The following is a 22739-nucleotide window of genomic DNA, read 5'->3' on the forward strand; positions in this document are numbered from 1 at the left end:
ATCGTACAACGATTGAGGAGATGATTATGTCATCTGGATCGTCTACGGGGAAAAAGCTGATTGCCGCCATTATTCCTGTCGCCATCGGCGGAATAATCTGGTTTTCTCCTGTCCCGGAAGGTCTCACGCCTCAGGCATGGCATATGTTTGCTATTTTTGCCGCGACTATCGCGGCAATTCTAACCCAGCCATTACCCTCTGGCGCAGTGATGTTAATTGCGCTGTGCGTGACCATATTCACCAATACATTAACTGAAGCAAAAGCATTATCCGGTTTTTCCAGCGGCACCGTATGGTTGATATTTTGCGCTTATATTCTTTCTCTCGGTTTTGTGACTTCCGGTCTGGGGAATCGAATTGCGTATAAAATGCTGTCGTTATTCGGCGGCAGCAGTCTCGGTATCGCCTATTCATTAGGGGTATCCGATTTGATCATGGCGCCGGCCATGCCTTCGGTAACGGCACGATCGGGCGGCATTATTTTTCCGATAGCCCGTTCGATTAATGTCGTTCTTGGCTCTGCGCCGGGCGAGACCGGGAAAAAGATCGGTGATTTTCTCACTATGGTCTGTTTTCAGTTTACGCCGATCACCGGCGCGATCTTCCTTACCGGAATGGCGGCCAACCCGCTGGTCACCAGTCTGGCGAAAAACTCTTTGCAGGTGGAAATCACCTGGGGAGGCTGGTTTATCGCGGCAGTGGTTCCCGCTATGGTGTGCTTTTGCCTGATGCCGCTGCTGCTGTATAAAATGCTTAATCCCGAGTTAAAACGCACTCCGGAAGCGAAAGAGATGGGGCGTCGCTCGCTGGAAACGCTAGGCCCCATGACAAGGGTGGAGAAAAAGGTCGCCATTGGCTTTATTCTCGCGCTGGTTGGATGGGGAACCAGCTTGATCACCGGGTTATCCGCCACATCGATTGGGCTCGGACTGGCCGCCTACCTGTTTGCCGTCGGCGCCGTCGACTGGAAAGCGTTGCTTAAAGATCATGCGGCCTGGGATACCGTCATCTGGTTCAGCGTGATTATCAGCCTGGCCGGCGGACTTTCCGAACTGGGCTTTATTAAATGGATGGCCGCGATATTAGGCGACTCTGTTGATGGCTTTGGCGCGATACAAACATTTGTATTATTGGGGGTGCTGTATATTTACGTGCATTACCTCTTTGCCACCGCCTCCGGCCATGTTGCGGCGCTGTATGTTCCTTTTGCCGCGACGGCCATCGCCGCAGGCGCGCCGCCGATGATGGTCGCCATTTGCTTCGGTATTTTTAGCAACCTGATGTGGAGCACCACGGAATATGGCGGCGGGCCGGGGCCGATTTATTTTGCCCAGGGATATTTTGAACGCGCGCGCTTCTATAAAATTAACTTTGTCATTGTCACCTTTAATGTGTTCCTGATTTTCGCCGTCGGTTTGGCATGGTGGAAATTACTCGGTTACTACTAATAAGTCATAAAATAAGGCCGTATCCCTTATTTAACGAATAGGCGGATAGGGCCTTTTTTTGCGGTAAGTTGCCATCCTCTGCATATAAAATCATTTATCATTGCGGTTTTAAGCTGAAATTATCCTGTTGGCATACGCGATAAGTGGTTTATAATCTTCACACTTCCAGTTGCCTGTGTGTTGGCGTTGTTACTTGGCCGCTTCAGTTGCCGCCTTCCTGCAACTCGAATGCGCTATTTAAGAATTCAAAGAATAGGCGCTCCCAGCATGAGTAAATTAAAAGCAAACGGCACAATCGAGGTGTTCTCTAGTGGCGAAACGTGTTATTGATTTGATAATAAAACTTGTCCTGTTTTTTGCGGTAATGATGATGGTTGCTAAATTTGGGCATTATGATGATTTGGTCAACAACATCATGAACAAGTACGTCAGCTTCGATACCGCCGATAAATTAGGTAAATTGCTCTTCGGAGAGGCCGATCCAGAACCTTACGAATCAGTCAGCTATTACATCAACATTCTTATTAATCTTCTCATCAGTGTGCCATTACTCAGTGCGATGATAACTGTTTTTAATGTTATAACTAACCGAGTGAAATTCACTGAACACCTGAGTGAATGTGCTTTGTCTATTGTGAGACGGTTTGTAAAAATATTTACTTTTACTTTTCTGTTTTTGGGGGTATTTAGAATATTTCCCTATGAAATTTTTATCTCTGATAATCAAAGGATTTCTTTTGCCACTATGGCGACAGTAGTGGGTTTTAATCTTTTGATAACGATTGTTTTCTATTATTTCAGCGCTAGATTAGTAAATAAACGGAATTGGTAAAATGCCAATTACGGTGATAGGTAGCTGAAAGATGATGGCGGTACAGATATTAAGGGGATCTAACATCATCTTCTGTATTACGACGTCAGTTTTTTGGCCGCCAGTAGCGTCGCCTCGCGGCGTGTTGCGATGAAATCAGCGATTTTTTCTCGCGCGGCGGCAACCTGCTCCGGCGTGGCTGAACGAGGCGAACCGCTGCGAAAGGGCGGGGCTGGGTCATACTCCATCTGCAATTGAATCGCCTGCGCCGTTTCCGCGCCATACAGTTCAGCCACCAGCGTCAGAGCAAAATCAATACCGGAGGTCACCCCTGCGCCGGTTATGCGATTACCATCGCGCACCACGCGTTCATGTACGGGTATCGCCCCCAGCAAGGCCAGTTGATCGACGGAAGTCCAGTGAGAAGTGGCCCGATAGCCTTGCAACAATCCCGCCGCGCCCAGCACCAGCGATCCGGTGCATACCGAGGTAATCAACCTCGCCTGTTGTGCCTGACGGCGTAAAAAGCACAGTGTTTCTTCATCCGACATCAGCGCAATCTGACCCGGCCCCCCAGGGACGCAAACCACATCCAGCAGCGGACAGTCGGCAAAGGTGGTGGTGGGCAGCATCGCTAAACCGCGATCGGAATACACCGGTTCACGGTTTTTCCAGATAAGGTGAGTTTGCACGCCAGGCGTGCGGGCAAAGACCTCAAAAGGGCCGGTAAGATCGAGCTGTGTCAGTTCAGGAAACAGCAGCAACCCGATAGTGAGTGGGACGGGAAGTGACATAGCGGCATTCCTTGTAGGTGATTCCTCATGCTGATTGCACGGAGTCTTGAGGGGATCTCCCCGCAGGGCAAAGGAAGCATTAATCTTCTGCCACCCATATCAAAAGCCCCGAAAAATCCAGTGAAAGCCGGCACGGAAAGTTGTTTGGTATGCCGCTAACAGGTTTTAGCCGCATATCGTGATTTCCACGATAGCCAGTAGCCGGGATCTCTTCAAGCTTTAGATGGGACAGGCGCCAGAGGGTCTGAAAGCAGTTGCACTACCCGCTTGGCATAGTAAGAGGAAACACCCTGAAAACAGGGCGTTGTGGAAGTTGGTGGAACAGGGGGGAAGTTATTCGATTGGATCTGTTTATTGAATATGAATAAAAGGTATTAGAAATTAGCTTGTTAGTGGGATTTTGTCTGTGGTTATGGTGGTTTACTACCCGATGTACTACCCGTTTTGGGTTGGAGATTTATAGACCTGCAGAGTCGTAATCTGGCTTCAGAGTCAGAGTCAGAGTCAGAGTCAGAGTCAGAGTCAGAGGTTGAGGAATGTAACTGGCTGTTTGGCTTCAATTCGCTCTGATAGTCGGCTCAGTGCCAAAAGTAGACCTTTCTAAATCTATTGCATGCCAAACAACTGGGCGTAGGTTAGCCATGCGGATTTTATTATGTTGTTTTTATGATTAGTATTTGACAAAATAATCCACTAGCTATTTGTTTTATTTAATAAATGAAGCAAAATAAAAATCTCTGTTTATATTTATAAACTTGAAAAGCAGTACAGTGAGGTTATTTTAAGTCAAGTGGTTTAACAAAAGTTAATGGAAGGGATGAAATGTTAATATTAATAGATACGAACATATTCTATAATAATTGGAAGATGTCTAGCGCTATGTTTCAAGTTTTATCTAATTTTATTAAAAACACAACAGGAAATCAACTTGTTATACCTTTCGTAGTATTTAAAGAAACTCAAAAAAAATACAATGAGGAACTTGAAAAGTTACAAAAAGAAATATCCCAACTAAAAGGGAGAATAAAGAAACTCTCAGAGAATGAGTTTTTCATCGATGATTTGAACGATGAGATAAAAAAATTTAGCTTTCAGAATGAATTGTTAAAAACTTTCCCCCATACACATATTATACCATCATCATACATTGATAATGACCTATTATTAAATAAAGCAATTTTTTCCAAGAGGCCATTTAGAGACAATGAAAAAGGCTATCGAGATGCGTTAATCTGGAATAGTCTGACACAATATTTACATAAGAGTAAAATGGAAGATAAGATTGTTTTCATTACAAATAACTCACATGACTTTATGTCTCCAGACAAAAAAACAAAAGAGTTCCATTCTGATTTAAAAGAAGATATAGCTAATCTTGGTTTACATAATGATTTTTTACTCTACAACTCATTAAATGAATTTATAACTGAGCATGTAGATCAAAAACTACATAGTTTTTCACATGGAAATATAGAGGAAATAGAAGAGAGATACATCAAAGCTATTGAAGATGAATTTGAGGATTTCACTCCTATTTATATGAGTAATTTAAGTTTAGATGAGTGCGCATCTCTATATGAGTCATCTGGTTTTAATGTGGCAATAATTAGGATGTGTAAAGACTTTGACTTTGATGTCATAGAGGGAACAGAAGATCCTTCAATGTATTCTGGATATAAACTACCTGATAATAAATATGCATTCGAGTACTCTTATAACTTCAGAATATGTAGCTTTGAATTCTACATTGACACAGGGATTTATCATAAAAATAAAGAAATCATAACCAATGAATTTATGAATATTGAAATCGGTCAAACAATCACAAGGTTTTACTCTTACCCCAGAATCTATTTTTATGGTAGTGGAATTATTGATTTGGCTAGCAATAATATTGAAAAAATAAATATTGATAACTTGGGTGTGAGAATAAAATTCTAATTCGAAAATTTGTTTTATAACAGTACTGCAGTAAGCTTCTAACTTTACTGGGCCAATCAATTTTAGAAAGCTTCCTGCTTCCACTTAGAGGTAAATATCCGCTATTCGCTCTAAGCCGACAGAGGTCAACCTGTCGACAGGTAAGTGCCAGAAGCGGACGTCTTTAATTATTTAGTGATGATTTTTTCTGACTATAATATTTGTTTTTCAGATAAAATCACTCAAACAGATTTACGTGTTTTAAAATATAACATGAATTATACTCTCCATCAGAAATTGAAGTAATCAGTAGAGTTTAATGAATCTCTTCTGTTATTTAATTTATCAACTGCTTTATTGAATCTCTTTCTGATAAGCACGTCAACGCCTAGTTTTAATGCATCTAAAGCAACCATTTCTGGCAAACTTTTAAATTCAAGAATTGTTCGAATGCTTAATTTGCACCAACCATTCTCTGACATATTATGATTTTTTTTAATAAGATTCATTAATTCTTTATCAGTTAATTCCATTTTTATAAAGTCAAGAGAGAATATGAATACGCTTGAGAATATACTTGGATAGGATTCTGACGTATCAAAGATAAAATTTGTTTTTTCTATTTCATAGCTTTCTTTAGTGCCAGCTTTAAAAATAGTGAATTTGGTGCGAATGTGGATATCATCCAAGAAAGCATCTTTAACAGAGGTAGGAATTGTGTAATTATCAATTTTTATATCTTGAGACGATAAAGAGAGGAAATCGGTTATTGCAGGAATAAACCCATATTCATGGTAGTTATAATAGTCTAATTCTTCCAGGAAGAATAATGTATTATGAAATGTAGTGTAAAAAGAGTAATCGTTAAAACATTTTTTGTAAAATGATATTTTTTTATCGTGTTGCAATGAAGTAATAAATGATGCGGCAAAGAATTCTTGAATTGACTTATGGACAAAGCGATATTCATTAAAACCATCTTCGATAATCAAGTTTGTGATTGAAGATAACTCTTTTACGGCCTTTTCAGCTATGGAGTGCTCTTCGTTTATATGCTTGAGTGAAATTGCTACAAAGTTTACAAGTTTCTCATAACTGAATCCATTTAGACCATCTCTCAAAGAGATAAAACATAAGCAATCGAACAGTTCTCTATAAATCCGTCTATTATCATTCCAATGGCGTTCTCTGTATACTTTCCCTTTTATATTGTCGTGTCGGTGAAAAACAGTATCAAAAATGTTGGAATAAAATTGAGAAAGAGTATTTGGTATATCTTCTCCTAAATTGTAACTGATGCAGAATAAAACAACTAAAATAGGTGACTTGAGGATTGAATCTTTATTTGTATGTAAAGGGCTTCGTTTAAGAGCATCACATAGCTCATTGCATTTTTCTTGATCGGAAGCTGTTTTTTTAATAATCCCAAATATTTGACCTTCAGTTAATTCGCATACTGAAAATGTTATGAATTCTGATAAAACATCTATTTCAGTGTCGGGCCTGCTTGTACAGATTACATGACATTTAAACGAGTTAATAAAGCGTTTTATTTCATCGATTAGTTCAAGTCTAAACTCAGGCTTGACCTCATCAAAAGCATCAAGATATATTTTAACATTACTGTCTGAAAGTAATTTTTTTAGCGCGTATTCTGATATCTTAACGCCAAAATTACTTAATGATTTCGATATTGACAGTTCTAAAGTACCACCATTATAGTTTTTAAGTTCATAAAAAACTGGAAGTCGGCTATATCTTTTTGCATTGTTAGATAATAACTTTCGCAATAAGGTAGATTTTCCTTGCCCCGCCAACCCTTTTATTAATATGGCTCTGTCATTATCTAAAGCAGTAATGTCATTTATTTCTTGTCTACTCTGAGTGCCTGACTGAATTATATGGATAGGAATATAAATATCATCAACGTGAAAAGACTTATCTTGAGAAACTAATGTTTTTATTTCTAAATTTTTTTCACAATATTCTAGATAGTTATCCTTAAATCTCAGTATGTCTATTAATTCATATTTTTTGACTAAGAAATCAAAAGCGGATGCTATTGTTCTTTTTGCGATATCATTCGCTGCTGAGGTTAACACTGCTCCAGTAACTGCTCCCATAGATACACTCAGACCTCATGTTAGTAACTTGCAAGATCTATTGTATCAATAAAGATTACGCTGTGCTCCTCTTCTTGAGAGATTGCGTCCAAACCAACCGGATGGAGCTCAGTTAGACCACGCGGTGATAGTTTCTGGCCTTTTTTTCTGAACTTTTAGGCGATCCGTCAGGTTTTTTTAATAGCGGAAAGCAACATTCAACTACACTGCGCATTTTGTAGAATCTGTACATTCAGCTTCGAATATCCATCGTACCTGTCTTTTTCATTCGGTTTGGAATGGATTACAGCTTTTATCCCTTTTATTTTAGATGATAACGAAGATATCGGCTCAAATATCGTTTATCTGCTAAGACCACCTTTGGGTAAGATTTCAGATATCCATCTGATCTTAAAACCACAACACGGGAATATAGCACCGCATTGGTGGCTGAATAGTATAATCAACCGTTGCTGCCAGCTCCTATTTGCCATGCCAATAACGTCCGCTTCTCTCATAGTCGGCAGTGGTCACTGCCAGAAGCGGGCATTACTCACACTACGGTGTGTTAAACATTGGAGGGCAGGTCATATTGATAAGATGGTTTTTAACTGGATGATTATTCGGTAATTTACAAATTTTTTATCTTGCCGAGTGTGGACTCCCACGCTCCTTACTGAATTTCTATGGAATAGAAATTCAGTAAGGAGCCAACAAGCGCAGCGAGTTAGCCGCTTGATGCACAGATCTTAGCGCAGTAAATTATCGTTGTCACATCGCTGCTGCAAGCAGCATCCCACGTTGCCACGACCTTTAGGGCAACGCGCAGGCCCAACCTGTGTGGTCGACTCCCAACCCGCCTCGCTATCACTTTGCGGGTGATCGCTGCGGCGATGGTAGTTAACTTATCCCAACGCCTTAGGGTTGCATCCTGTTTGTTCCGCCTTTCGCATATGCACTGATGCGTACAACACCCTTTATAGCTGGCGCAACCGTCTGCGGCCTTTTGCTTCCTCAGCGAATGCATCCATGAGGCAGCGGCGTCACTTCATACGGCGCAAAGCCGTTGCAAGTGATGCCGCGAACGATCTCTGCGCCAGCCCTTACGCCACAGCGCTTTCCGGCGCGACCTGTCATCTGACGCACATTTTCTGCGTCAATTCTTATCAACCCACTTATCAGAGGAGGACTGAACCGATATCTGAGGCAGGCTTTCAGCCTGAGGGGATTACCCTGCTGATGCAGGCGGCTGCACCGAGTGCATAACCGATATCTCCGTCATACCTCAACCGCTGCCGCTCCGGCGCGCAGGTATTGTTCAGCGCGGCACGGTAAATCCGTGTCGTAAATCGCCGTGCGCCGGAGAACAGAGGTTATTGAGGATGGAAGAGAGGGTAATGCTTGAAGATAAAAGAAATATGTAGGAAGCAGCCTTTAGCGACGCTATTCAGCCCGGCTTTTTACCAGCGCCAGAATTTCCGGTTTTTCCTCAGGCGGCAGCGCCTGAAATGCCAGTATTAGTTCGGCCAGTTCGTCATCGGCGGTATAAAAATAAGCTACAGGTAATTCCAGCACCTCCGCCAGCAGTTGAATCGTCTCGATATTGGCCTGATGTATGCCTCTTTCATAGCGATTGATGCGCGTACTGGCGACAAACTCATCTATCCCGGCGTCAATACCAAGCTGTTTTTGCGAGAGTCCTTTGGCATGACGCGCCTGCTTAAGCCGTTGACAGAAAATGTCGTGATAATTAGGTCTTGTTTTCATGGCTACGAGAATCGTAGTTTTTGCTTGAGTCGGATACTACGAATAACGTAGTATTGGGTTGTGCATGATCCTTTTACGACGAAGGGTTAGGGGGTTACATGAAAAACGACTGGCATAAGGCGGATATCGTTGCGGCCTTGCACAAACAAGGCACCACAATGGCTGCGCTTTCCCGTGCGGCAGGGCTGAGTTCATCGACGCTGGCAAACGTAATTGCTCGTCCCTGGCCGAAAGGTGAATGGATGATTGCTGAGGAATTGGGCATTCATCCTGCCGAGATCTGGCCGAGTCGCTATTATGATGAGACAGGGAAATTAATCGATCGCAAGATAAGAATTAGAGGGCGGCAGTCTGAGTAAAACATGATTGCGTTACTTTGTTTATTTGTTTTCTAACGATGCAAGCAGTGCGCTTTGTTGTGCGGCGGGCAGATCGGAGAAAAGCAGGATTATTTCCGCCAGATTGTCATCATCCGCATAGAAATACGCCAGCGGGACGTTTAATGCTTCCGCTAATCGGTTTGCCGTTACGATGTTGGCTTCATGCACGCCTTTCTCATAACGGTTAATACGCGCACTGGCAACAAACTCATCAATCCCGGCAGCAATACCCAGCCCTTTCTGGGACAAGCCCCGAAGTAAGCGGGCATCCTTAAGACGTTGACTGAAAATATCACGATGCTGTCGGCGAGTATTCATGACTACGATATTCGTAGGTATAAATCCGCCTGCATACTACGAATGTCGTAGCTTATATGTCGCTGGTACAACCGGAAGTAGAGAAAATTAATAGTTCGCAATAATCGGCTTACCGAGGTCTGCCAGTTTACAATGCGCTTCCCGCTGTTCCTCAAAGTAATCATACCGATCATAAATGCCTTCAACGCCTTTCAGCTTATGATTAAGGCACCGTTCGGCGACATAGCAGAACGCCTAACGCAGCCAGCAGGCTGCGGCAGGTGTGGCGCGATCTCTCTGGCGAAGATCCGCTGTGGGATAGGCGGGTGTTTAAGGCGTCGCACCAAATCCTGTTTCCAGTCGTTAAACAGATCGTTGACGTTATGGATTCTGGCGGGGCGATTGCGTTTACGTTCGGCGATAGCAACAAAAACGCCCTGAAAACAGGGCGTTGTGGCAGTCGGTGGAGCAGGGTGGAAATTATTCGATATTCTGGATCTGCTCGCGCATCTGCTCAATCAGCACCTTGAGTTCGATGGCGGAGGCGGTGACGTCGGCGTTGATGGATTTGGAGGCCAGCGTGTTGGATTCACGGTTGAACTCCTGCATCATAAAGTCCAGACGACGGCCGACGGCTTCCTCTTTCTTCAGAATTTTATAGGTTTCCGCCACGTGCGCTTCCAGGCGGTCGAGCTCTTCCGCGACGTCGATGCGCTGGGCCATGATGACCAGTTCCTGTTCCAGCCGGTTATTTTCCAGCTGTACCTGCGCGTCTTCCAGCTTGCTGAGCAGCCGTTCGCGCTGCCATTGCAGAATATTCGGCATCTGCGTGCGCACTTTGGCGACTTCGGCGCTGACGCCGGCCAGACGCTGTTCAATCAGCGTTTTTAATGCATGGCCTTCGCTTTCCCGCGCGCTGATGAAGTCATCCAGCGTGCGATCCAATGCCTGCAACAGCTCGGCGCTGATGGCGTCCAGATCCTGTTCTTCCGCCGCCATGACGCCGGGCCAGCGCAGGATATCGACCGGATTGATTTCCCCTTCGTCGCTCTGCATTTTTACCCAGTTGGCGGCGCTGACCAGCTGTTTAGCCAGATTTTCATTCAGAATCAGCGAGCTTTGCGCGCGCGGGTCGAGATCAAAACGCAGGTTGCATTCAATTTTACCGCGGGTCAGACGGGAGCGGATGCGATCGCGAATAACAGGCTCCAGACTGCGGAACTGTTCCGGTAAACGGATGTAGGTTTCCAGATAGCGCTGGTTAACGGAACGCAGTTCCCAGGCTGCGCTGCCCCAGTCGCCCTTGACTTCCTGCCGGGCGTAAGCGGTCATACTGCGAATCATCGGTGCATACCTGTAAAGCAAATGATGCAGGGATTATAGCGTCGTGTCTGCGGGCAGGGTAGGACAAAATCCTTGAACCGGCAGTCAGGCTGCCCGTTTGGGGGCAGGGTTGCGGCTATACGGCGTGCAGCAGCGCTTCATTTTGTCTGGCGATCTCCCGGCATTTGTTTTTCATCATCTGCTTTAGCTGCAATGTCGCCCGCGACTGCGGGTTATCTCGTCGGCTGATCAGCGTGACTTCAAACGGCAAGGGTTGATCGATCGGCACGATTTTAAGCAGATCGGCATAGCGACAGGCGGTAAAGAGGTCGACCACGCCGACGCCGCCGCCGGCCAGCACCATATCCGCAATGACCGAGTAGGTTTTGATGTACAACGAGGCCGGCGGTTGCAGATTCCGATCGCGCAGCGCGCGGTGCAATACCTGTCCGAGCGGATCCTGGCGCTGCATCATCAACAGATTGTTTGCACATAACCATTCGAGCGACACCGGGCCGTTCACCGGACTGGTTTTCGGCAGCAGCGCCACCATGGAGGACTGAAACAGCGGTTCCGCCAGCAATGCCGTGTCGACCTGCTGCCCGAACACCAGGGCGAAATCGAGCTGGTCTTGCAGGATGTTCAGGCACAGGGTGCTGAAATGCTCCGTTACCAGTTCCACGTTGACGCGCGTTTCCTGTTTATGAAACTCGACCAATGCCGGGGCGACAATCATTTGTCCAAACGCGTGCGCGGCGCCTAGGCGAACGGACTGCTGTTTGCCGATTTTAATCTGCTCGGTCAACCTACTGATGTTTTGCAGCTGTTTATACAACTCCTGCACTTTGGGGATCAGGCTGCGTCCTTCTTCCGTGGCGATCATGCCTTGCGTATGTCGTTCAAACAGGGCGAAGCCCAGCTGTTGTTCAGCATGGTTAAGCACCCGGCTGACATTGGGCTGAGAAACGTTGAGCAAACGGGCGGCGCCGCTGATGGTGCCGGCCTGTACGATAGCCTGAAAAATTTCGATATGTCGTAAACGCATGGGAGCACGCCCCGTGTATCTGTGGTGGTGGTTGTACCGTCAGGCACAACGCTGTCTGCAATATTCACTATGCAATATCCACGCCATACGGCAGAGGTTAGCGCTCCTTTTCCGTTTCCGCTGGTTTACCTCACCCGCCCCAGGTCGTTTCCAATACGCGCAGCCAGTTGCCGTAGCAAATCTTTTCCAGCAGCGGGCGATCGTAACCCTGTTTAGCCAGCGCATCGACCAATAGCGGCAGACCGGCGACATCGGCCAGATCCGGCGGCACGGTGGTGCCGTCGAAGTCCGAGCCCAGGCCGACGCCGTCTTCACCCAGTTTTGTCAGCAGATAATCAACATGGCGGACGATTTCGCCTACCGTCGCGTTAGGATCTTTTTTACCGTCCTCGCGCAGGAACATGGTGCCGAAGTTCACGCCGACGAAACCGCGGCTTTCGCGGATCGCGGCCAGCTGTTTGTCGGTCAGGTTGCGTGACTGGGCGCAGAGCGCGTGAGCGTTGGAATGGCTGGCGACCAGCGGCGCGTCGCTGATGGCGGCGGTTTGCCAGAAGCCTTTTTCATCCATATGCGAGACGTCCACCATAATGCGTTTGGCGTTACAGGCCCGCACCAGACGTTTACCGGCTTCCGTTAATCCATCCCCGGTATCCGGCGAGGAAGGGAAGCGGAACGGCACGCCCTGACCAAAAATATTCGGGCGGCTCCATAGCGGCCCCAGCGTGCGTAATCCGGCCGCGTGCAGGATATCCAGCAGCGTCAGGTCGGGATCGAGCGCTTCGGCGCCTTCAATATGCATCACCATCGCCAGCACGCCTTCCGCCATACACTGGCGGATATCCGCCGCGCTGCGGCAGATTTTGGCCTGCCCGGCGGACGCCGCCTCAATGCGCAGCAGAGTGGAAATGAATGAAAACGTGATCTCCCTTGCGTTTTCCATCGTCGGCGTGGCGTGAGGCACAAATAGTCCCCCGTTTTCTGGTACGGTTTTTGCTGGTGCTTTGGGTGAGGGAACATAAACGGCAAACAAACCGCCGGCAAAGCGGCCTTGCCGGATGCGCGGCAGATCGATCTGGCCCGCGGCCGGTCCGTTTAGGAAGGCTTCTACCGGGTTATCCCGATGAGAAGACCAAAGACGCAGGAGTACGTCGTTATGTCCGTCGAAAACAGGGATTTGTTCACTGAAGGGAAACTGATTGTCTGACATAGTCACAAGTACCGGCTCTGGATGCGATGGAGTGGTGCGTAAGCTTGCTTCATTTCAGTGCTCTGCACCAAAAGTGAACAAACCGCCGCTAAGGGAAAATAATGCCTTAGTTCATCCATTTTAAGCCAGCCTTGTTTGTCGATGTCAAGACAATACCTGAAATAAAAAAATCAAAAAACTATTTTAATATCAACATGTTGAGGTGTTTATGGTTACCAGGAGACGTTTTCTTGCCGGGTGCGGCGCCGTGCCGTTCCTTTCCTATCTGAATCTTCACTCCGCCTTCGCCGCGACCCCGCCTTCCATACTGGTGATGGCGATGCAACTGGACAACATGACCAGTCTCGATCCGCATGAGAGTTTTGAAGCCGACGGCTCTGAAATCGCCGGTAACCTCTATCAGCGTCTGGTGATGCCAAACCCGGATAAACCGAGCGAAGTCAAAGGGGAGCTGGCGACCCATTGGGAAGTGAGCAACGGGGGAAAAACCTTTACGTTCCATATCGATCCCAACGCCAAATTTTCCGACGGCAGCGCGGTGACGGCGGAGGATGCGGCGTTTTCGTTGCAGCGTGCGGTCAAGCTGGATAAAAGCCCGGCGTTTATCATTAACCAGTTTGGTTTTACCAAAGACAACGTCGAACAGCACGTTACCGCCTCGGACGCGAGTACGCTGGTGATTAATCTGGATCAGCCGGCGGCGGAAAGTTTCCTGCTCTATTGCCTGTCCGCCCCGGTGAGCAGCGTGGTGCAGAAGAAGGCCGCGTTGGCCAATCAGAAGGGCGACGATCTGGGCAACGCCTGGGTGAAACAGCACAGCGCCGGTTCGGGGCCGTTCGCCCTGCGTAGTTGGAAAGCCAGCGAGAGCGTGATTCTGGAGAAAAACCCCCATTATCCGACGGACAGTAAAATCCAGCGCATCATCATGAAGCATATTATCGATCCGTCCGCGCAGTTGTTGATGTTGCAGAAAGGGGATGTGGATATCGCGCGTAATCTGACCAGCGAACAACTGCGCCCGATTCTGAACGATGAGAATTACCATGTGATTCGTAAGGATGTTTCCGCCATTATGCTGATGTCCTGCAACACCACTCATGAAGCGCTGAAAAAACCGCAGGTCTGGCAGGCGCTGAAGTGGGCGGTGGATTATGACGGCATCCAGAAAAACATCATTCCACTGACGCACCGCGTGCATCAGAGCTTCCTGCCCGGCGGCTTCCCGGCCGCGCTGGACGATACCCCGTTCCATCAGGATATCGCCAAGGCGAAAGCCCTGCTGGCCGAAGCGGGTTATCCGAACGGTTTCGAGATCACGCTCGATCACTACTCCGCTCAGCCTTATCCGGATATCGCCCAGGCGCTCCAGACGCAACTGGGCGCCATCGGCATTAAAGTCAGACTGATTTCCTCGGAAAACCGTCAGGTATTGACCAAAATGCGCGCCCGCCAGCATCAACTGGCCGTTACCGCGTGGGGCGCGGATTATTTCGATCCCAACTCCAATACCGAAGCGTTTTGCGTGAATACCGATAACAGCGAAAACGCTCGCAGCCGCACGCTGGCATGGCGCTGCGGCTGGTCTGACGAGAAATTCAATACCCTGACCGAGCAGGCGCTGCATGAAAGCGATGCGGATAAGCGTATTGCGCTGTATGAAACCATCCAGCGCGAACATCGGGAACACAGCCCGTTTATCATGCTGATGCAGAATACGCTGCCGATTGCCTGCCGTAAGAATATCAGCGGCGTCAACATGACGGTGCTGCGCGATAGCGCTTACGATCGGGTGAAAAAAGCGTAATGTCGGTATTCAAACGTGTTCTCAGTACGCTGGGTAGCCTGATACTGACGTTGTTCGGCCTGTCGGTGCTGACATTTTTTATCGGTCGGGTAATGCCGACCGATCCGGTGTTGGCGGTGGTCGGCGATAACGCGCCGGAATCCGTGGTGGCGCGCGTACGTCAGGAAATGGGGCTGGACCAGCCGTTGTGGGTGCAGTTTGCCCGTTATCTGCATCAACTGCTGCAAGGCGACCTGGGGAATTCGGCGCTCACCTCTAACCCGGTTATTTCGGATATCGCGCGCTTTTTCCCCGCCACGCTGGAACTGGCGACCGCGGCGATTATTATCGCCGCGCTGGTCGGCATTCCGCTGGGCGTGTGGGCGGCGGTGCGTCAGGGCTCCTGGGTCGATCAAATCATCCGGGTGGTCTGCCTGGCCGGACATTCCCTGCCGGTGTTTGTGCTGGCGCTGCTCAGCCTGCTGATTTTCTATGCGGTGCTGGGTATCGCGCCGGGGCCGGGCCGGCAGGACATCATCTTTCAGGACATGGTGCCGCAGGTGACCGGGCTGCTGACGGTGGATTCGCTGCTGGCCGGCGATTACGACGCCTTTAAGGACGCCGTCGCCCACATGGCGCAGCCGGTCTTGATACTGGCGTACTTCAGCATGGCCTATATCACGCGCATGACGCGAACCTTCATGCTGAATGCGCTGAGCGGCGAGTTCGTGATTACCGCACGGGCGAAAGGGTTGTCGTCGCGCCGGGTGATCTGGCGTCACGCCTTTCCGACGGTGGCGGTGCAACTGGTAACCGTGTTGGCGTTGACCTACGCCGGTCTGCTGGAAGGCGCGGTGGTAACGGAAAACGTCTTCTCCTGGCCGGGGCTGGGGCAATACCTCACCACCTCGCTGATGAACGCCGATATGAATCCGGTGGTTGGCGCCACGCTGTTGGTCGGCACGCTGTATGTTCTGTTGAATCTCTGTGCCGATATTCTCTACCGACTTTGGGATCCGCGCGTAAAATGATTTTTTCTGTCTCACGAGCCTGGTTGCTCGACGAAACGCCCGCCACCCGCCGTCAGGCGGTATGGGGACGGCGCTACCGCCTGTGGCTGGGGTTACGGGCCAATCCCATGGCGATGATCGGGCTGGTCATTATTCTGTCCGTGCTGCTGTTGTCGCTGGCGGCCCCGTTATTAACGCCTTTCAATCCGGGTTTTCAGGATTTGTCCAACCGGCTGGCGCCGCCTTCGGCCGCGCACTGGTTAGGGACGGACGAACTGGGGCGCGATATCTATACCCGTATCCTGTACGGCGGCCGCACCACGCTGGGTATGGTGATTGCCGTGGTGGCGCTTACCGCGCCGATTGGTTTACTGGTGGGCTGCGTCGCGGGATACGCCGGCGGGCTGTTGGATAAAACGCTGATGCGCGTGACGGATATTTTTCTGTCGTTCCCGCGTCTGATTCTGGCGTTGGCTTTTGTGGCCGCGTTAAAGCCCGGCGTGGAAAGCGCCATTCTGGCGATTGCGCTCACCGCGTGGCCGCCGTATGCCCGTCTGGCGCGGGCGGAAACCATGCAGTTTCGCCACAGCGACTTTATTGCCGCCAATCGCCTGACCGGAGCGACGCCGATGCGCATTATTCTGCGCCATATCATGCCGCTGTGCGTGCCGAGCCTGATCGTGCGCGTGACGCTGGATATGAGTTCGATCATTATCACCGCGGCCAGTCTTGGCTTTCTCGGCATGGGCGCGCAGCCGCCGTCGCCGGAGTGGGGAACGATGATCGCCACCGCGCGGCGTTTCCTGTTTACCGAATGGTGGGTGCCGTTGATGCCTTGCATTGCCATTTTCCTGACTTCGCTGGCGTTTAACTTTTTAGGTGACGGTTTGCGCGACGTGCTGGATCCAAAGGAGCGTTAAATGCTGGTGGAAATTGAAAATCTTCGCATCTCGTTCAGCAACGGGCGCGAAAGGTCAGAGGCGGTTCGGGGCGTGTCCCTGAGCATGGATAAAGAGAAGTTCGCCATCGTCGGGGAGAGCGGTTCGGGTAAATCGCTCACCGCCCGCAGTCTGATGCAGTTGCTGCCGGGCAATGCGCAGATTCAGGCGGATAAACTCAGCTTTGACGGCATCGATCTGCGCGGCGCCAATGAAAAAACCATGCGTCGCATTCGCGGCAAGCGCGTCGGCTTTATTTTACAGGATCCGAAATACTCGCTGAATCCGGTGATGACCATCGGCGAGCAGGTGGCGGAAGCCTGGCGGGAACATAAAGGCGGCGGCAAACGCGCGGCGATGACGGCGGCGATCGAATTGCTGGATCAGGTGCGCATCCGCGATCCGCAGCAGGCGGCGGCGCGCTATCCGCATGAGGTGTCGGGCGGAATGGGGCAGCGGGCGATGATCGCCATGATGCTGGCGCCCGACCCGGAGTTGCTGATCGCCGATGAACCGACCAGCGCGCTGGATGCCACCGTACAGGCGGATATTCTGAAACTGATCGACGATCTGGTTTCGCAGCGGGGCATGGGCCTGATTTTAATCAGCCACGACCTGCCGCTGGTCTCGCATTTTTGCGATCGGGTGGCGGTGATGTACGCCGGCCGCATTGTGGAAATGCTGGCCGCCGGCGATTTGCATCGTGCTCAGCATCCTTATACCCAGGGCCTGCTGGCCTGTCTTCCTTCTTTAAAACATCCGCGGGATCGCCTGCCGGTGATGAAACGTGACGCGGCCTGGAAAAACTGATGATTAGACTGGATAACTTACGTATTTCATTCGGATCGACCGCGGTGGTGAAGGGGGTCTCTTTTCAGGTGGACAGCGGCGCCAGTTTCGGCATCGTGGGTGAGAGCGGTTCGGGTAAATCGACCATTTTGCGCGCGCTGGCCGGGCTTAACCATGACTGGCAGGGCGGCATGCTGTTCGGCGGCATGGCGCTGACGGCGCATCGCGGGCGCGATTTCTTCCGTCAGGTGCAGATGGTGTTTCAAGACCCTTACGGTTCCCTGCATCCGCGTCAGACCATTGACCGTATTCTGCAAGAGCCGCTGTTGGTACATCACATCGATCGCGCTGAACAGCGCATCGCCCAGGCGCTTGATGACGTGGGATTGCCGTCGACGGTACGTTTTCGTTTTCCGCATCAACTATCCGGCGGACAGCGGCAGCGCGTCGCCATCGCGCGGGCGCTGATTGCCGAACCGGAAGTGCTGCTGCTGGATGAGCCGACGTCGGCGCTGGATGTGTCGGTGCAGGCGGAAATTCTTAATCTGTTGATGGATATCCGGCAGGCGCGGAAACTCACCTACCTGATGGTGAGCCATAATCTGGCGGTGGTGACCCATCTTTGCGAGCGGGTCGGCGTCATGCAGCACGGGGAAATGGTAGAAATATTGAGCGCCGAAGATTTACGCGCGGGTCGTATGCAGCACCCGCACACCACGGAATTGTACGCGCTAAGTATGGCGTTAGAGGAGCCGGCATCATGTTGAACTGGAAACGGGCGACGGAAGTCGCCCAATCAATAACCGAGCGCTGGGATCACGACCATCAGCCCGGCGGGGCGATAGTGCTGTTTGACCGCGAACAGATCCAGGCCGCGTGCTGCGGCGGGCTGGCGGATTTGGCTCAGGGGACGCCGTTCAGCACCAGCAGCGTGGTGCGTTTCGCCTCGGTCACCAAGCATCTGTTTGCCGCGCTGGTCACCGGGCCGATGGCCGACAAAATCGCGCTGACGGATACGCTGGCGCAGCATCTGCCGCAGCTGACCGGCCCGAACGGCCAGGTCACCGTAGGCCAGGCGCTGGATATGACGTCGGGACTGGACGATATCCGCGAGACGCTGTCCCTGCTGGGGCTATCGGTTTATAACGCGACGCAGGCCGCCGATTTGTTGCAGTTCGAAGCCGATATGGGCGCGCTCAACTATCCGGCCGGCAGCGAAATTTCCTATTCCAACACCGGTTATAGGCTGGTGGAGGAAGCGTTGAAGGCTAAGGGCATTCTGTTCGAGGATTTGCTGCAACGGCATGTCTGCGCGCCGCTGAATATTCATCTGCACGCGCCGGAAACCTGGTTTGATATTGTACCCGGACTGGTACCCGGCTATTGGCAGGGGGAAAACGGCTGGCAACTGGCCAGCGCCGGCCTGCATTTATCCGCATCCGGCAGCGTGACCGGCAGCGTGCGCGACCTGAGCGTCTGGCTACAGGCGTTGCTGAGCAGCGACGGCCCCGGCGCCGGCGTGCTGGCCCGACTTTGCGCGCCGCGTCGGCTGGCCGACGGCCGGGTGACGGGCTACGGGCTGGGGATCGCCCATACGCAACTTGGCGCGGCGCATCTGGTCGGACACGGCGGCTCCCATGCCGGCTATAAAACCTACTTCCTGCTCGATCCTGAGCAGGGCGCGGGCGTCGTGCTGGTCGCCAACCGCGAAGATGTCGCCACCTATGACGGCGCGTTGCGCATTATGGCGGCGCTGCTGGAACAGCCGTTGCCGCAGCCGGGACATGCGTTGACCCGCGGGCTATATGCGTCCGACGGCGGCGGCGACTGGCTGGAGATTAGCGGCGATACCGCCTGCTGGCTGGGCGCGAGCGATACGCTGTATCTTAGCGAGGATCCGGCGGAGGCGGCGTCGCTTTCCAGCCATATGCCCATGCGGCTGCGGCAGAACGGGGCGGCGATAGAAGGGGAGATTGGTCATGTGCCGCGTCGCTTCCTGCCCGTGCAGGCGGACGACGGCATCGAGCGGGCGCAAGGGCGCTGGTTCTGTCCGCAATGGCGCAGCGAACTGACGATTACGGGCGACAGGCTGGTGATGGGCATTGGGCCGGCGGCCGTCACCGCATCGTTGATATCGCTCGGAAAGCGCCGCCTGCTGGCCACCGCGCAGGATGGCCCGTGGGAAAAACGCTTCGCTATCCAGCTTGAGGATAACAGCATGACGTTACTGCTGAACCGCAGCCGGGTGGTGAAATATCAGCGATAAATATCGGCGACCGGATCTTCCCCGACATAACCGTAACCGCGGTACATCCCTTCACTGTTGAACGGCAACGCAATGTTGCCGTCGCCGTCGACGGCGATCAGGCCGCCGCTGCCCGCCAGCCGCGTCAGTTTTTCCATCACCACGCGATCGGCGGCCTGTTGCAGAGTCAGTCCGGCGTATTCCATCAGCGCGGAGACATCGTAGGCGGCGACGGCGCGCATGAAAACTTCGCCCGTGCCGGTGCAGGAGACGGCGCAGGTCTGGTTGTTGGCATAACATCCGGCGCCGATAATGGGGCTATCCCCTACGCGTCCGGCTTGCTTATTGGTCATGCCACCGGTGGAGGTGGCCGCGGCCAGATTGCCGTAGCCGTCCAGCGCCACCGCGCCGACGGTGCCGAACTTGCGGTCGGGATCGATAGGATCCTGTGTCTGACCGTCGTGATCCAGCACCACTTTCCCTGTTCCTGATTGGGCGTTATGCAACTGGAGTCGGCGTTCTTCGGTAGAGAAAAAGTCCGGCGCCACCATTTCCAGCCGTTGCCCGCGGGCGAAATCCTCGGCGCCGGCGGCGGTGAACATCACATGCTGGCTGTTTTCCAATACGCTTCTGGCCGCCAGCACCGGGTTGCGGATATGGTTGACGCAACTGACGGCGCCGGCATCCAGCGTGCGGCCGTCCATGATGCTGGCGTCCAGTTCGTGGGTTTCGTTATGGGTGAATACCGCGCCGTGTCCGGCATTGAACAGCGGACACTCTTCCAGCAGCCTGACGGCCTCGGTGACCGCATCCAGCGCGCTGCCGCGCTGCGCCAGAATCTGCTGCCCGCCGGCGATAATCGCCTGTAATGCGCTCAGATAGCGTTGCTCTTTCTCCGTGCTCATGGCGGCGCGGGTCAGCGCGCCAGCGCCGCCGTGGATCACAATCACTGGTTTTTTCATACTGCCGATTCTCTTTTCAATCTCAATTCTGCGTCGTCGCCAGATAAGAAAACGCGCTCAGCAAACTGATCAGCTCCGCCATGGTTTGCGCGGTATAACCGACGGTAATGGCGTCCAGCCGCTCGATGCCGGGCAGCAGACAGAACAGATCCGCCAGCACGGGTTTCGCCACCATCAGTTCAAGACGATAGGGCGCCTGGATGCGCGAGACCACGCTGTCATGCGCGTTCTGCACCGCTTTCATGGCGGACTGTCGAATCAGCTGGCGGGCGGAGACCGGGCTGAGCGATTCAGCCGCATTCTGCGAGATGGCGCGTTTTACGCAGGCATAGCCGGCGGCGGGATAATAGCGGGCGATCCACTGTTGCAGCGTATCGTCGCCGCTGACCAGCCAGAGCGGCGTGTTCTGTTCCGCGCCGGCGGCGGCGTAGATATCGCTTTCGCCCATGATTTCACCGTTAATCCGCACCCGATAAAAGGCCCGGCCGTTGATGGTGTGCGCCAGTACGCCGAACTCGCCGGCGGCGCTATGGTAGCCGATAAACATCAGGCCGTCATACTGCTGCTGTTCCAGCCCTTCCACCATGGACAAGCCGCGCGGCTTACCCTGCACCAGCCGCGCGCGGGGATCGATATTTTCCGCCCGCAGATTCACCATGGCGGCATGGCTGTCGGCGACCACAACCTCGCTGGCGCCGCCGGCGAAGGCGCCGTCGATGGCGGCATTCACTTCCTGCTCCATCAGCCCGCGGGCGAGTTGATATTCCGCTGTGCCGGGGCTGCATTGTTCCGGGCGCATGACCCCGGCAATCCCCTCAATATCTGCCGAAATGAAAATTTTCATGACCAATTCCTTAATCAGATAGCGTTGCCGCCAGACGATCCAGTACCTGAGGCAGCGTCGGACGGTGGTGTCCGCGAAAGCCGGTGACGGCATCCGCGCTTAATAGCGCGTCCAGCACCGCGTGTTCGGTGGCGTCGGCGGCGGCGCTCAGCAGCGGTTCGAGCTGGCTGTCCGCCGGCGGTTGCGGTTGCCGGCAAGTGGAGAACGCCACGGCGATATCGCCGGAACCGTGGCCCCAGTAACTGCCCAGACGGCCCAGCCCCGCGCCGGCGCGTTTGGCGATACGGCCAAGCTGACGGGCATCCAGCGGCGCATCCGTCGCCATAATAATGATGATCGAACCCGCATCGTTTTGCGGCGCCAGCTCAGGCAACAGCGGCTCAATGGTTGCGCCGATCTGTACGCCGTCAAGCGTCAGCGCGGAGAGCGCGCCGAAATTCGCCAGCACCAGCACGCCCAGCGTGGCGTGCAATTGCGGAATAAGGCGCGAAGCGGTGCCGATACCGCCTTTCAAACCGAAGCAGCTCATGCCGCGACCCGCGCCGACGCTGCCGCGGGCAAAGGCGTCGTCGACGTCTTCCAGCGCTTCGCGCGCCATCTGTTCGGTCACGGCCAGCGCCTGAATATCATTCAGCCAACCGTCGTTACATTCCAGCACCAGCGGGTTAACGGTGGGAAGGGTGCGGCCCAACTCGGGATTATGCACGATCGCCTCGCGGGCCAGCGCGGTGAATAACGTGCCGACGGACAGCGTATTGCCGAGCAGAATGGGCGTCTGCAACAGACCGAGTTCTTCAATCTGTATCAGCCCGACAGGTTTGGCGAAGCCGTTTAATACCGCGGCGCCGCAGGGCAGGGGATGGGTAAACAGATTGCCGTCGGCGGGCCGTATCGCCGTGACGCCGGTCTGGATTTCGCCTTTCGCCAGCGTGTAGTGTCCAACGCGTACGCCGGCGACATCGCTGATGCTGTTGCGCGGCCCGCCGGCGGAACGCGGCGCGCCAAGCTGCCTCTGTTCTTGCCAGCGGCGCAACAGCAGCGCGATCTGTTCCTGTCGATAGGATGACATGTGGA

General features: G+C 52.2%; 20 protein-coding genes and 1 pseudogene. 10 read left to right on the top strand and 11 right to left on the bottom strand.

Annotation, left to right across the window (positions count from 1 at the left end; all coding sequences use genetic code 11):
- Positions 1 to 26: 26 nt before the first annotated feature.
- Positions 27 to 1448 carry a DASS family sodium-coupled anion symporter gene (locus ABRZ28_RS15350; protein ID WP_330520792.1) on the top strand — a complete coding sequence of 474 codons (1422 nt, stop codon included), beginning with the start codon at positions 27 to 29 and terminating at the stop codon, positions 1446 to 1448.
- 310 nt (positions 1449 to 1758) lie between these two features.
- Positions 1759 to 2280 (top strand): hypothetical protein, encoded by a 522-nt coding sequence (locus tag ABRZ28_RS15355; RefSeq protein ID WP_330520793.1) that lies wholly within the window; start codon positions 1759 to 1761, stop codon positions 2278 to 2280.
- Positions 2281 to 2357: 77 nt separating this feature from the next.
- Here the strand turns inward: ABRZ28_RS15355 and ABRZ28_RS15360 are convergent, their stop codons facing one another.
- Entirely contained in the window at positions 2358 to 3053 is a 696-nt protein-coding gene (locus tag ABRZ28_RS15360; RefSeq protein WP_330520794.1) for a DJ-1/PfpI family protein, read from the bottom strand.
- An 822-nt stretch (positions 3054 to 3875) separates the two neighbouring features.
- Between ABRZ28_RS15360 and ABRZ28_RS15365 the strand changes: the two genes are divergently transcribed.
- Positions 3876 to 4994 (top strand): PIN domain-containing protein, encoded by a 1119-nt coding sequence (locus ABRZ28_RS15365; RefSeq protein WP_330520795.1) that lies wholly within the window; start codon positions 3876 to 3878, stop codon positions 4992 to 4994.
- A gap of 269 nt (positions 4995 to 5263) precedes the next feature.
- Here ABRZ28_RS15365 and ABRZ28_RS15370 read toward each other — a convergent pair whose 3' ends face one another.
- Both ABRZ28_RS15370 and ABRZ28_RS15375 read right to left on the bottom strand, forming a co-directional pair.
- Positions 5264 to 7096: an NACHT domain-containing protein gene (locus ABRZ28_RS15370; RefSeq protein WP_330520796.1), complete on the bottom strand. Its 1833-nt coding sequence runs from the start codon at positions 7094 to 7096 to the stop codon at positions 5264 to 5266.
- A gap of 1422 nt (positions 7097 to 8518) precedes the next feature.
- Positions 8519 to 8842 carry a helix-turn-helix domain-containing protein gene (locus tag ABRZ28_RS15375; protein ID WP_330520797.1) on the bottom strand — a complete coding sequence of 108 codons (324 nt, stop codon included), beginning with the start codon at positions 8840 to 8842 and terminating at the stop codon, positions 8519 to 8521.
- Between the two features lie 98 nt (positions 8843 to 8940).
- Between ABRZ28_RS15375 and ABRZ28_RS15380 the strand changes: the two genes are divergently transcribed.
- Positions 8941 to 9201: a helix-turn-helix domain-containing protein gene (locus ABRZ28_RS15380; protein WP_121576508.1), complete on the top strand. Its 261-nt coding sequence runs from the start codon at positions 8941 to 8943 to the stop codon at positions 9199 to 9201.
- Positions 9202 to 9222: 21 nt separating this feature from the next.
- Here ABRZ28_RS15380 and ABRZ28_RS15385 read toward each other — a convergent pair whose 3' ends face one another.
- The 5 genes and pseudogenes from ABRZ28_RS15385 to ABRZ28_RS15405 all read right to left on the bottom strand — a co-directional run bounded on the left by ABRZ28_RS15385 (position 9223) and on the right by ABRZ28_RS15405 (position 13094).
- Complete coding sequence (locus tag ABRZ28_RS15385) at positions 9223 to 9540, bottom strand: helix-turn-helix domain-containing protein (RefSeq protein WP_330520798.1); 318 nt, start codon at positions 9538 to 9540, stop codon at positions 9223 to 9225.
- 87 nt (positions 9541 to 9627) lie between these two features.
- Positions 9628 to 9808, bottom strand: a pseudogene (locus ABRZ28_RS15390) (hypothetical protein); the annotation flags it as partial.
- A gap of 191 nt (positions 9809 to 9999) precedes the next feature.
- On the bottom strand, positions 10000 to 10863 hold the full coding sequence (locus tag ABRZ28_RS15395) for a YicC/YloC family endoribonuclease (RefSeq protein ID WP_330520800.1): 864 nt from the start codon (positions 10861 to 10863) through the stop codon (positions 10000 to 10002).
- 115 nt (positions 10864 to 10978) lie between these two features.
- Positions 10979 to 11887 carry a LysR family transcriptional regulator gene (locus tag ABRZ28_RS15400; protein WP_319605449.1) on the bottom strand — a complete coding sequence of 303 codons (909 nt, stop codon included), beginning with the start codon at positions 11885 to 11887 and terminating at the stop codon, positions 10979 to 10981.
- Between the two features lie 130 nt (positions 11888 to 12017).
- Positions 12018 to 13094 carry a dipeptidase gene (locus ABRZ28_RS15405; RefSeq protein ID WP_330520801.1) on the bottom strand — a complete coding sequence of 359 codons (1077 nt, stop codon included), beginning with the start codon at positions 13092 to 13094 and terminating at the stop codon, positions 12018 to 12020.
- A gap of 208 nt (positions 13095 to 13302) precedes the next feature.
- On the opposite strand from ABRZ28_RS15405, the gene ABRZ28_RS15410 reads away from it, so the two are divergent.
- The 6 genes from ABRZ28_RS15410 to ABRZ28_RS15435 are packed head-to-tail and all read left to right on the top strand — an operon-like array spanning position 13303 to position 19880.
- Positions 13303 to 14898 carry an ABC transporter substrate-binding protein gene (locus ABRZ28_RS15410; RefSeq protein WP_319605447.1) on the top strand — a complete coding sequence of 532 codons (1596 nt, stop codon included), beginning with the start codon at positions 13303 to 13305 and terminating at the stop codon, positions 14896 to 14898.
- The gene (locus tag ABRZ28_RS15415; RefSeq protein ID WP_319605446.1) at positions 14898 to 15908 is read left to right on the top strand and encodes an ABC transporter permease; all 1011 of its coding nucleotides are present in this window, start codon (positions 14898 to 14900) and stop codon (positions 15906 to 15908) included. Before ABRZ28_RS15410 ends, ABRZ28_RS15415 begins: the two co-directional genes overlap by 1 nt.
- Complete coding sequence (locus ABRZ28_RS15420) at positions 15905 to 16807, top strand: ABC transporter permease (RefSeq protein ID WP_330520803.1); 903 nt, start codon at positions 15905 to 15907, stop codon at positions 16805 to 16807. The genes ABRZ28_RS15415 and ABRZ28_RS15420 overlap by 4 nt, the downstream gene beginning before the upstream one ends.
- The gene (locus tag ABRZ28_RS15425; protein WP_319605444.1) at positions 16808 to 17635 is read left to right on the top strand and encodes an ABC transporter ATP-binding protein; all 828 of its coding nucleotides are present in this window, start codon (positions 16808 to 16810) and stop codon (positions 17633 to 17635) included.
- Positions 17635 to 18381: an ABC transporter ATP-binding protein gene (locus tag ABRZ28_RS15430; protein ID WP_319605443.1), complete on the top strand. Its 747-nt coding sequence runs from the start codon at positions 17635 to 17637 to the stop codon at positions 18379 to 18381. Before ABRZ28_RS15425 ends, ABRZ28_RS15430 begins: the two co-directional genes overlap by 1 nt.
- Positions 18372 to 19880 (top strand): serine hydrolase domain-containing protein, encoded by a 1509-nt coding sequence (locus tag ABRZ28_RS15435; RefSeq protein WP_330520871.1) that lies wholly within the window; start codon positions 18372 to 18374, stop codon positions 19878 to 19880. Before ABRZ28_RS15430 ends, ABRZ28_RS15435 begins: the two co-directional genes overlap by 10 nt.
- Here ABRZ28_RS15435 and ABRZ28_RS15440 read toward each other — a convergent pair.
- Genes ABRZ28_RS15440 through ABRZ28_RS15450 form a run of 3 tightly spaced genes read right to left on the bottom strand, consistent with a single transcriptional unit; the run spans position 19871 to position 22734 of the window.
- Positions 19871 to 20821, bottom strand: coding sequence for an isoaspartyl peptidase/L-asparaginase family protein (locus ABRZ28_RS15440; protein WP_330520804.1), 951 nt, complete (start codon positions 20819 to 20821; stop codon positions 19871 to 19873). The genes ABRZ28_RS15435 and ABRZ28_RS15440 overlap by 10 nt on opposite strands.
- A 22-nt stretch (positions 20822 to 20843) precedes the next feature.
- Complete coding sequence (locus ABRZ28_RS15445) at positions 20844 to 21665, bottom strand: M55 family metallopeptidase (RefSeq protein ID WP_319605441.1); 822 nt, start codon at positions 21663 to 21665, stop codon at positions 20844 to 20846.
- A 10-nt stretch (positions 21666 to 21675) separates the two neighbouring features.
- On the bottom strand, positions 21676 to 22734 hold the full coding sequence (locus tag ABRZ28_RS15450) for a DmpA family aminopeptidase (protein WP_330520806.1): 1059 nt from the start codon (positions 22732 to 22734) through the stop codon (positions 21676 to 21678).
- Positions 22735 to 22739 lie beyond the last annotated feature (5 nt).

It is taken from the genome of Brenneria sp. g21c3 (genome assembly GCF_040240345.1).
In the GTDB taxonomy this organism is placed as follows: Bacteria; Pseudomonadota; Gammaproteobacteria; order Enterobacterales; family Enterobacteriaceae; genus Brenneria.

Excerpts from the sequence above, each read along its gene's own strand:
- ABRZ28_RS15400 (WP_319605449.1), bottom strand. The coding sequence starts at position 11,887 with ATGCGTTTACGACATATCGAAATTTTTCAGGCTATCGTACAGGCCGGC.
- ABRZ28_RS15450 (WP_330520806.1), bottom strand. The coding sequence starts at position 22,734 with ATGTCATCCTATCGACAGGAACAGATCGCGCTGCTGTTGCGCCGCTGG.
- ABRZ28_RS15360 (WP_330520794.1), bottom strand. The coding sequence starts at position 3,053 with ATGTCACTTCCCGTCCCACTCACTATCGGGTTGCTGCTGTTTCCTGAA.
- ABRZ28_RS15430 (WP_319605443.1), top strand. The coding sequence starts at position 17,635 with ATGATTAGACTGGATAACTTACGTATTTCATTCGGATCGACCGCGGTG.
- ABRZ28_RS15420 (WP_330520803.1), top strand. The coding sequence starts at position 15,905 with ATGATTTTTTCTGTCTCACGAGCCTGGTTGCTCGACGAAACGCCCGCC.
- ABRZ28_RS15375 (WP_330520797.1), bottom strand. The coding sequence starts at position 8,842 with ATGAAAACAAGACCTAATTATCACGACATTTTCTGTCAACGGCTTAAG.
- ABRZ28_RS15415 (WP_319605446.1), top strand. The coding sequence starts at position 14,898 with ATGTCGGTATTCAAACGTGTTCTCAGTACGCTGGGTAGCCTGATACTG.
- ABRZ28_RS15445 (WP_319605441.1), bottom strand. The coding sequence starts at position 21,665 with ATGAAAATTTTCATTTCGGCAGATATTGAGGGGATTGCCGGGGTCATG.
- ABRZ28_RS15380 (WP_121576508.1), top strand. The coding sequence starts at position 8,941 with ATGAAAAACGACTGGCATAAGGCGGATATCGTTGCGGCCTTGCACAAA.
- ABRZ28_RS15440 (WP_330520804.1), bottom strand. The coding sequence starts at position 20,821 with ATGAAAAAACCAGTGATTGTGATCCACGGCGGCGCTGGCGCGCTGACC.
- ABRZ28_RS15370 (WP_330520796.1), bottom strand. The coding sequence starts at position 7,096 with ATGGGAGCAGTTACTGGAGCAGTGTTAACCTCAGCAGCGAATGATATC.
- ABRZ28_RS15395 (WP_330520800.1), bottom strand. The coding sequence starts at position 10,863 with ATGATTCGCAGTATGACCGCTTACGCCCGGCAGGAAGTCAAGGGCGAC.
- ABRZ28_RS15365 (WP_330520795.1), top strand. The coding sequence starts at position 3,876 with ATGTTAATATTAATAGATACGAACATATTCTATAATAATTGGAAGATG.
- ABRZ28_RS15385 (WP_330520798.1), bottom strand. The coding sequence starts at position 9,540 with ATGAATACTCGCCGACAGCATCGTGATATTTTCAGTCAACGTCTTAAG.
- ABRZ28_RS15425 (WP_319605444.1), top strand. The coding sequence starts at position 16,808 with ATGCTGGTGGAAATTGAAAATCTTCGCATCTCGTTCAGCAACGGGCGC.
- ABRZ28_RS15405 (WP_330520801.1), bottom strand. The coding sequence starts at position 13,094 with ATGTCAGACAATCAGTTTCCCTTCAGTGAACAAATCCCTGTTTTCGAC.
- ABRZ28_RS15350 (WP_330520792.1), top strand. The coding sequence starts at position 27 with ATGTCATCTGGATCGTCTACGGGGAAAAAGCTGATTGCCGCCATTATT.
- ABRZ28_RS15410 (WP_319605447.1), top strand. The coding sequence starts at position 13,303 with ATGGTTACCAGGAGACGTTTTCTTGCCGGGTGCGGCGCCGTGCCGTTC.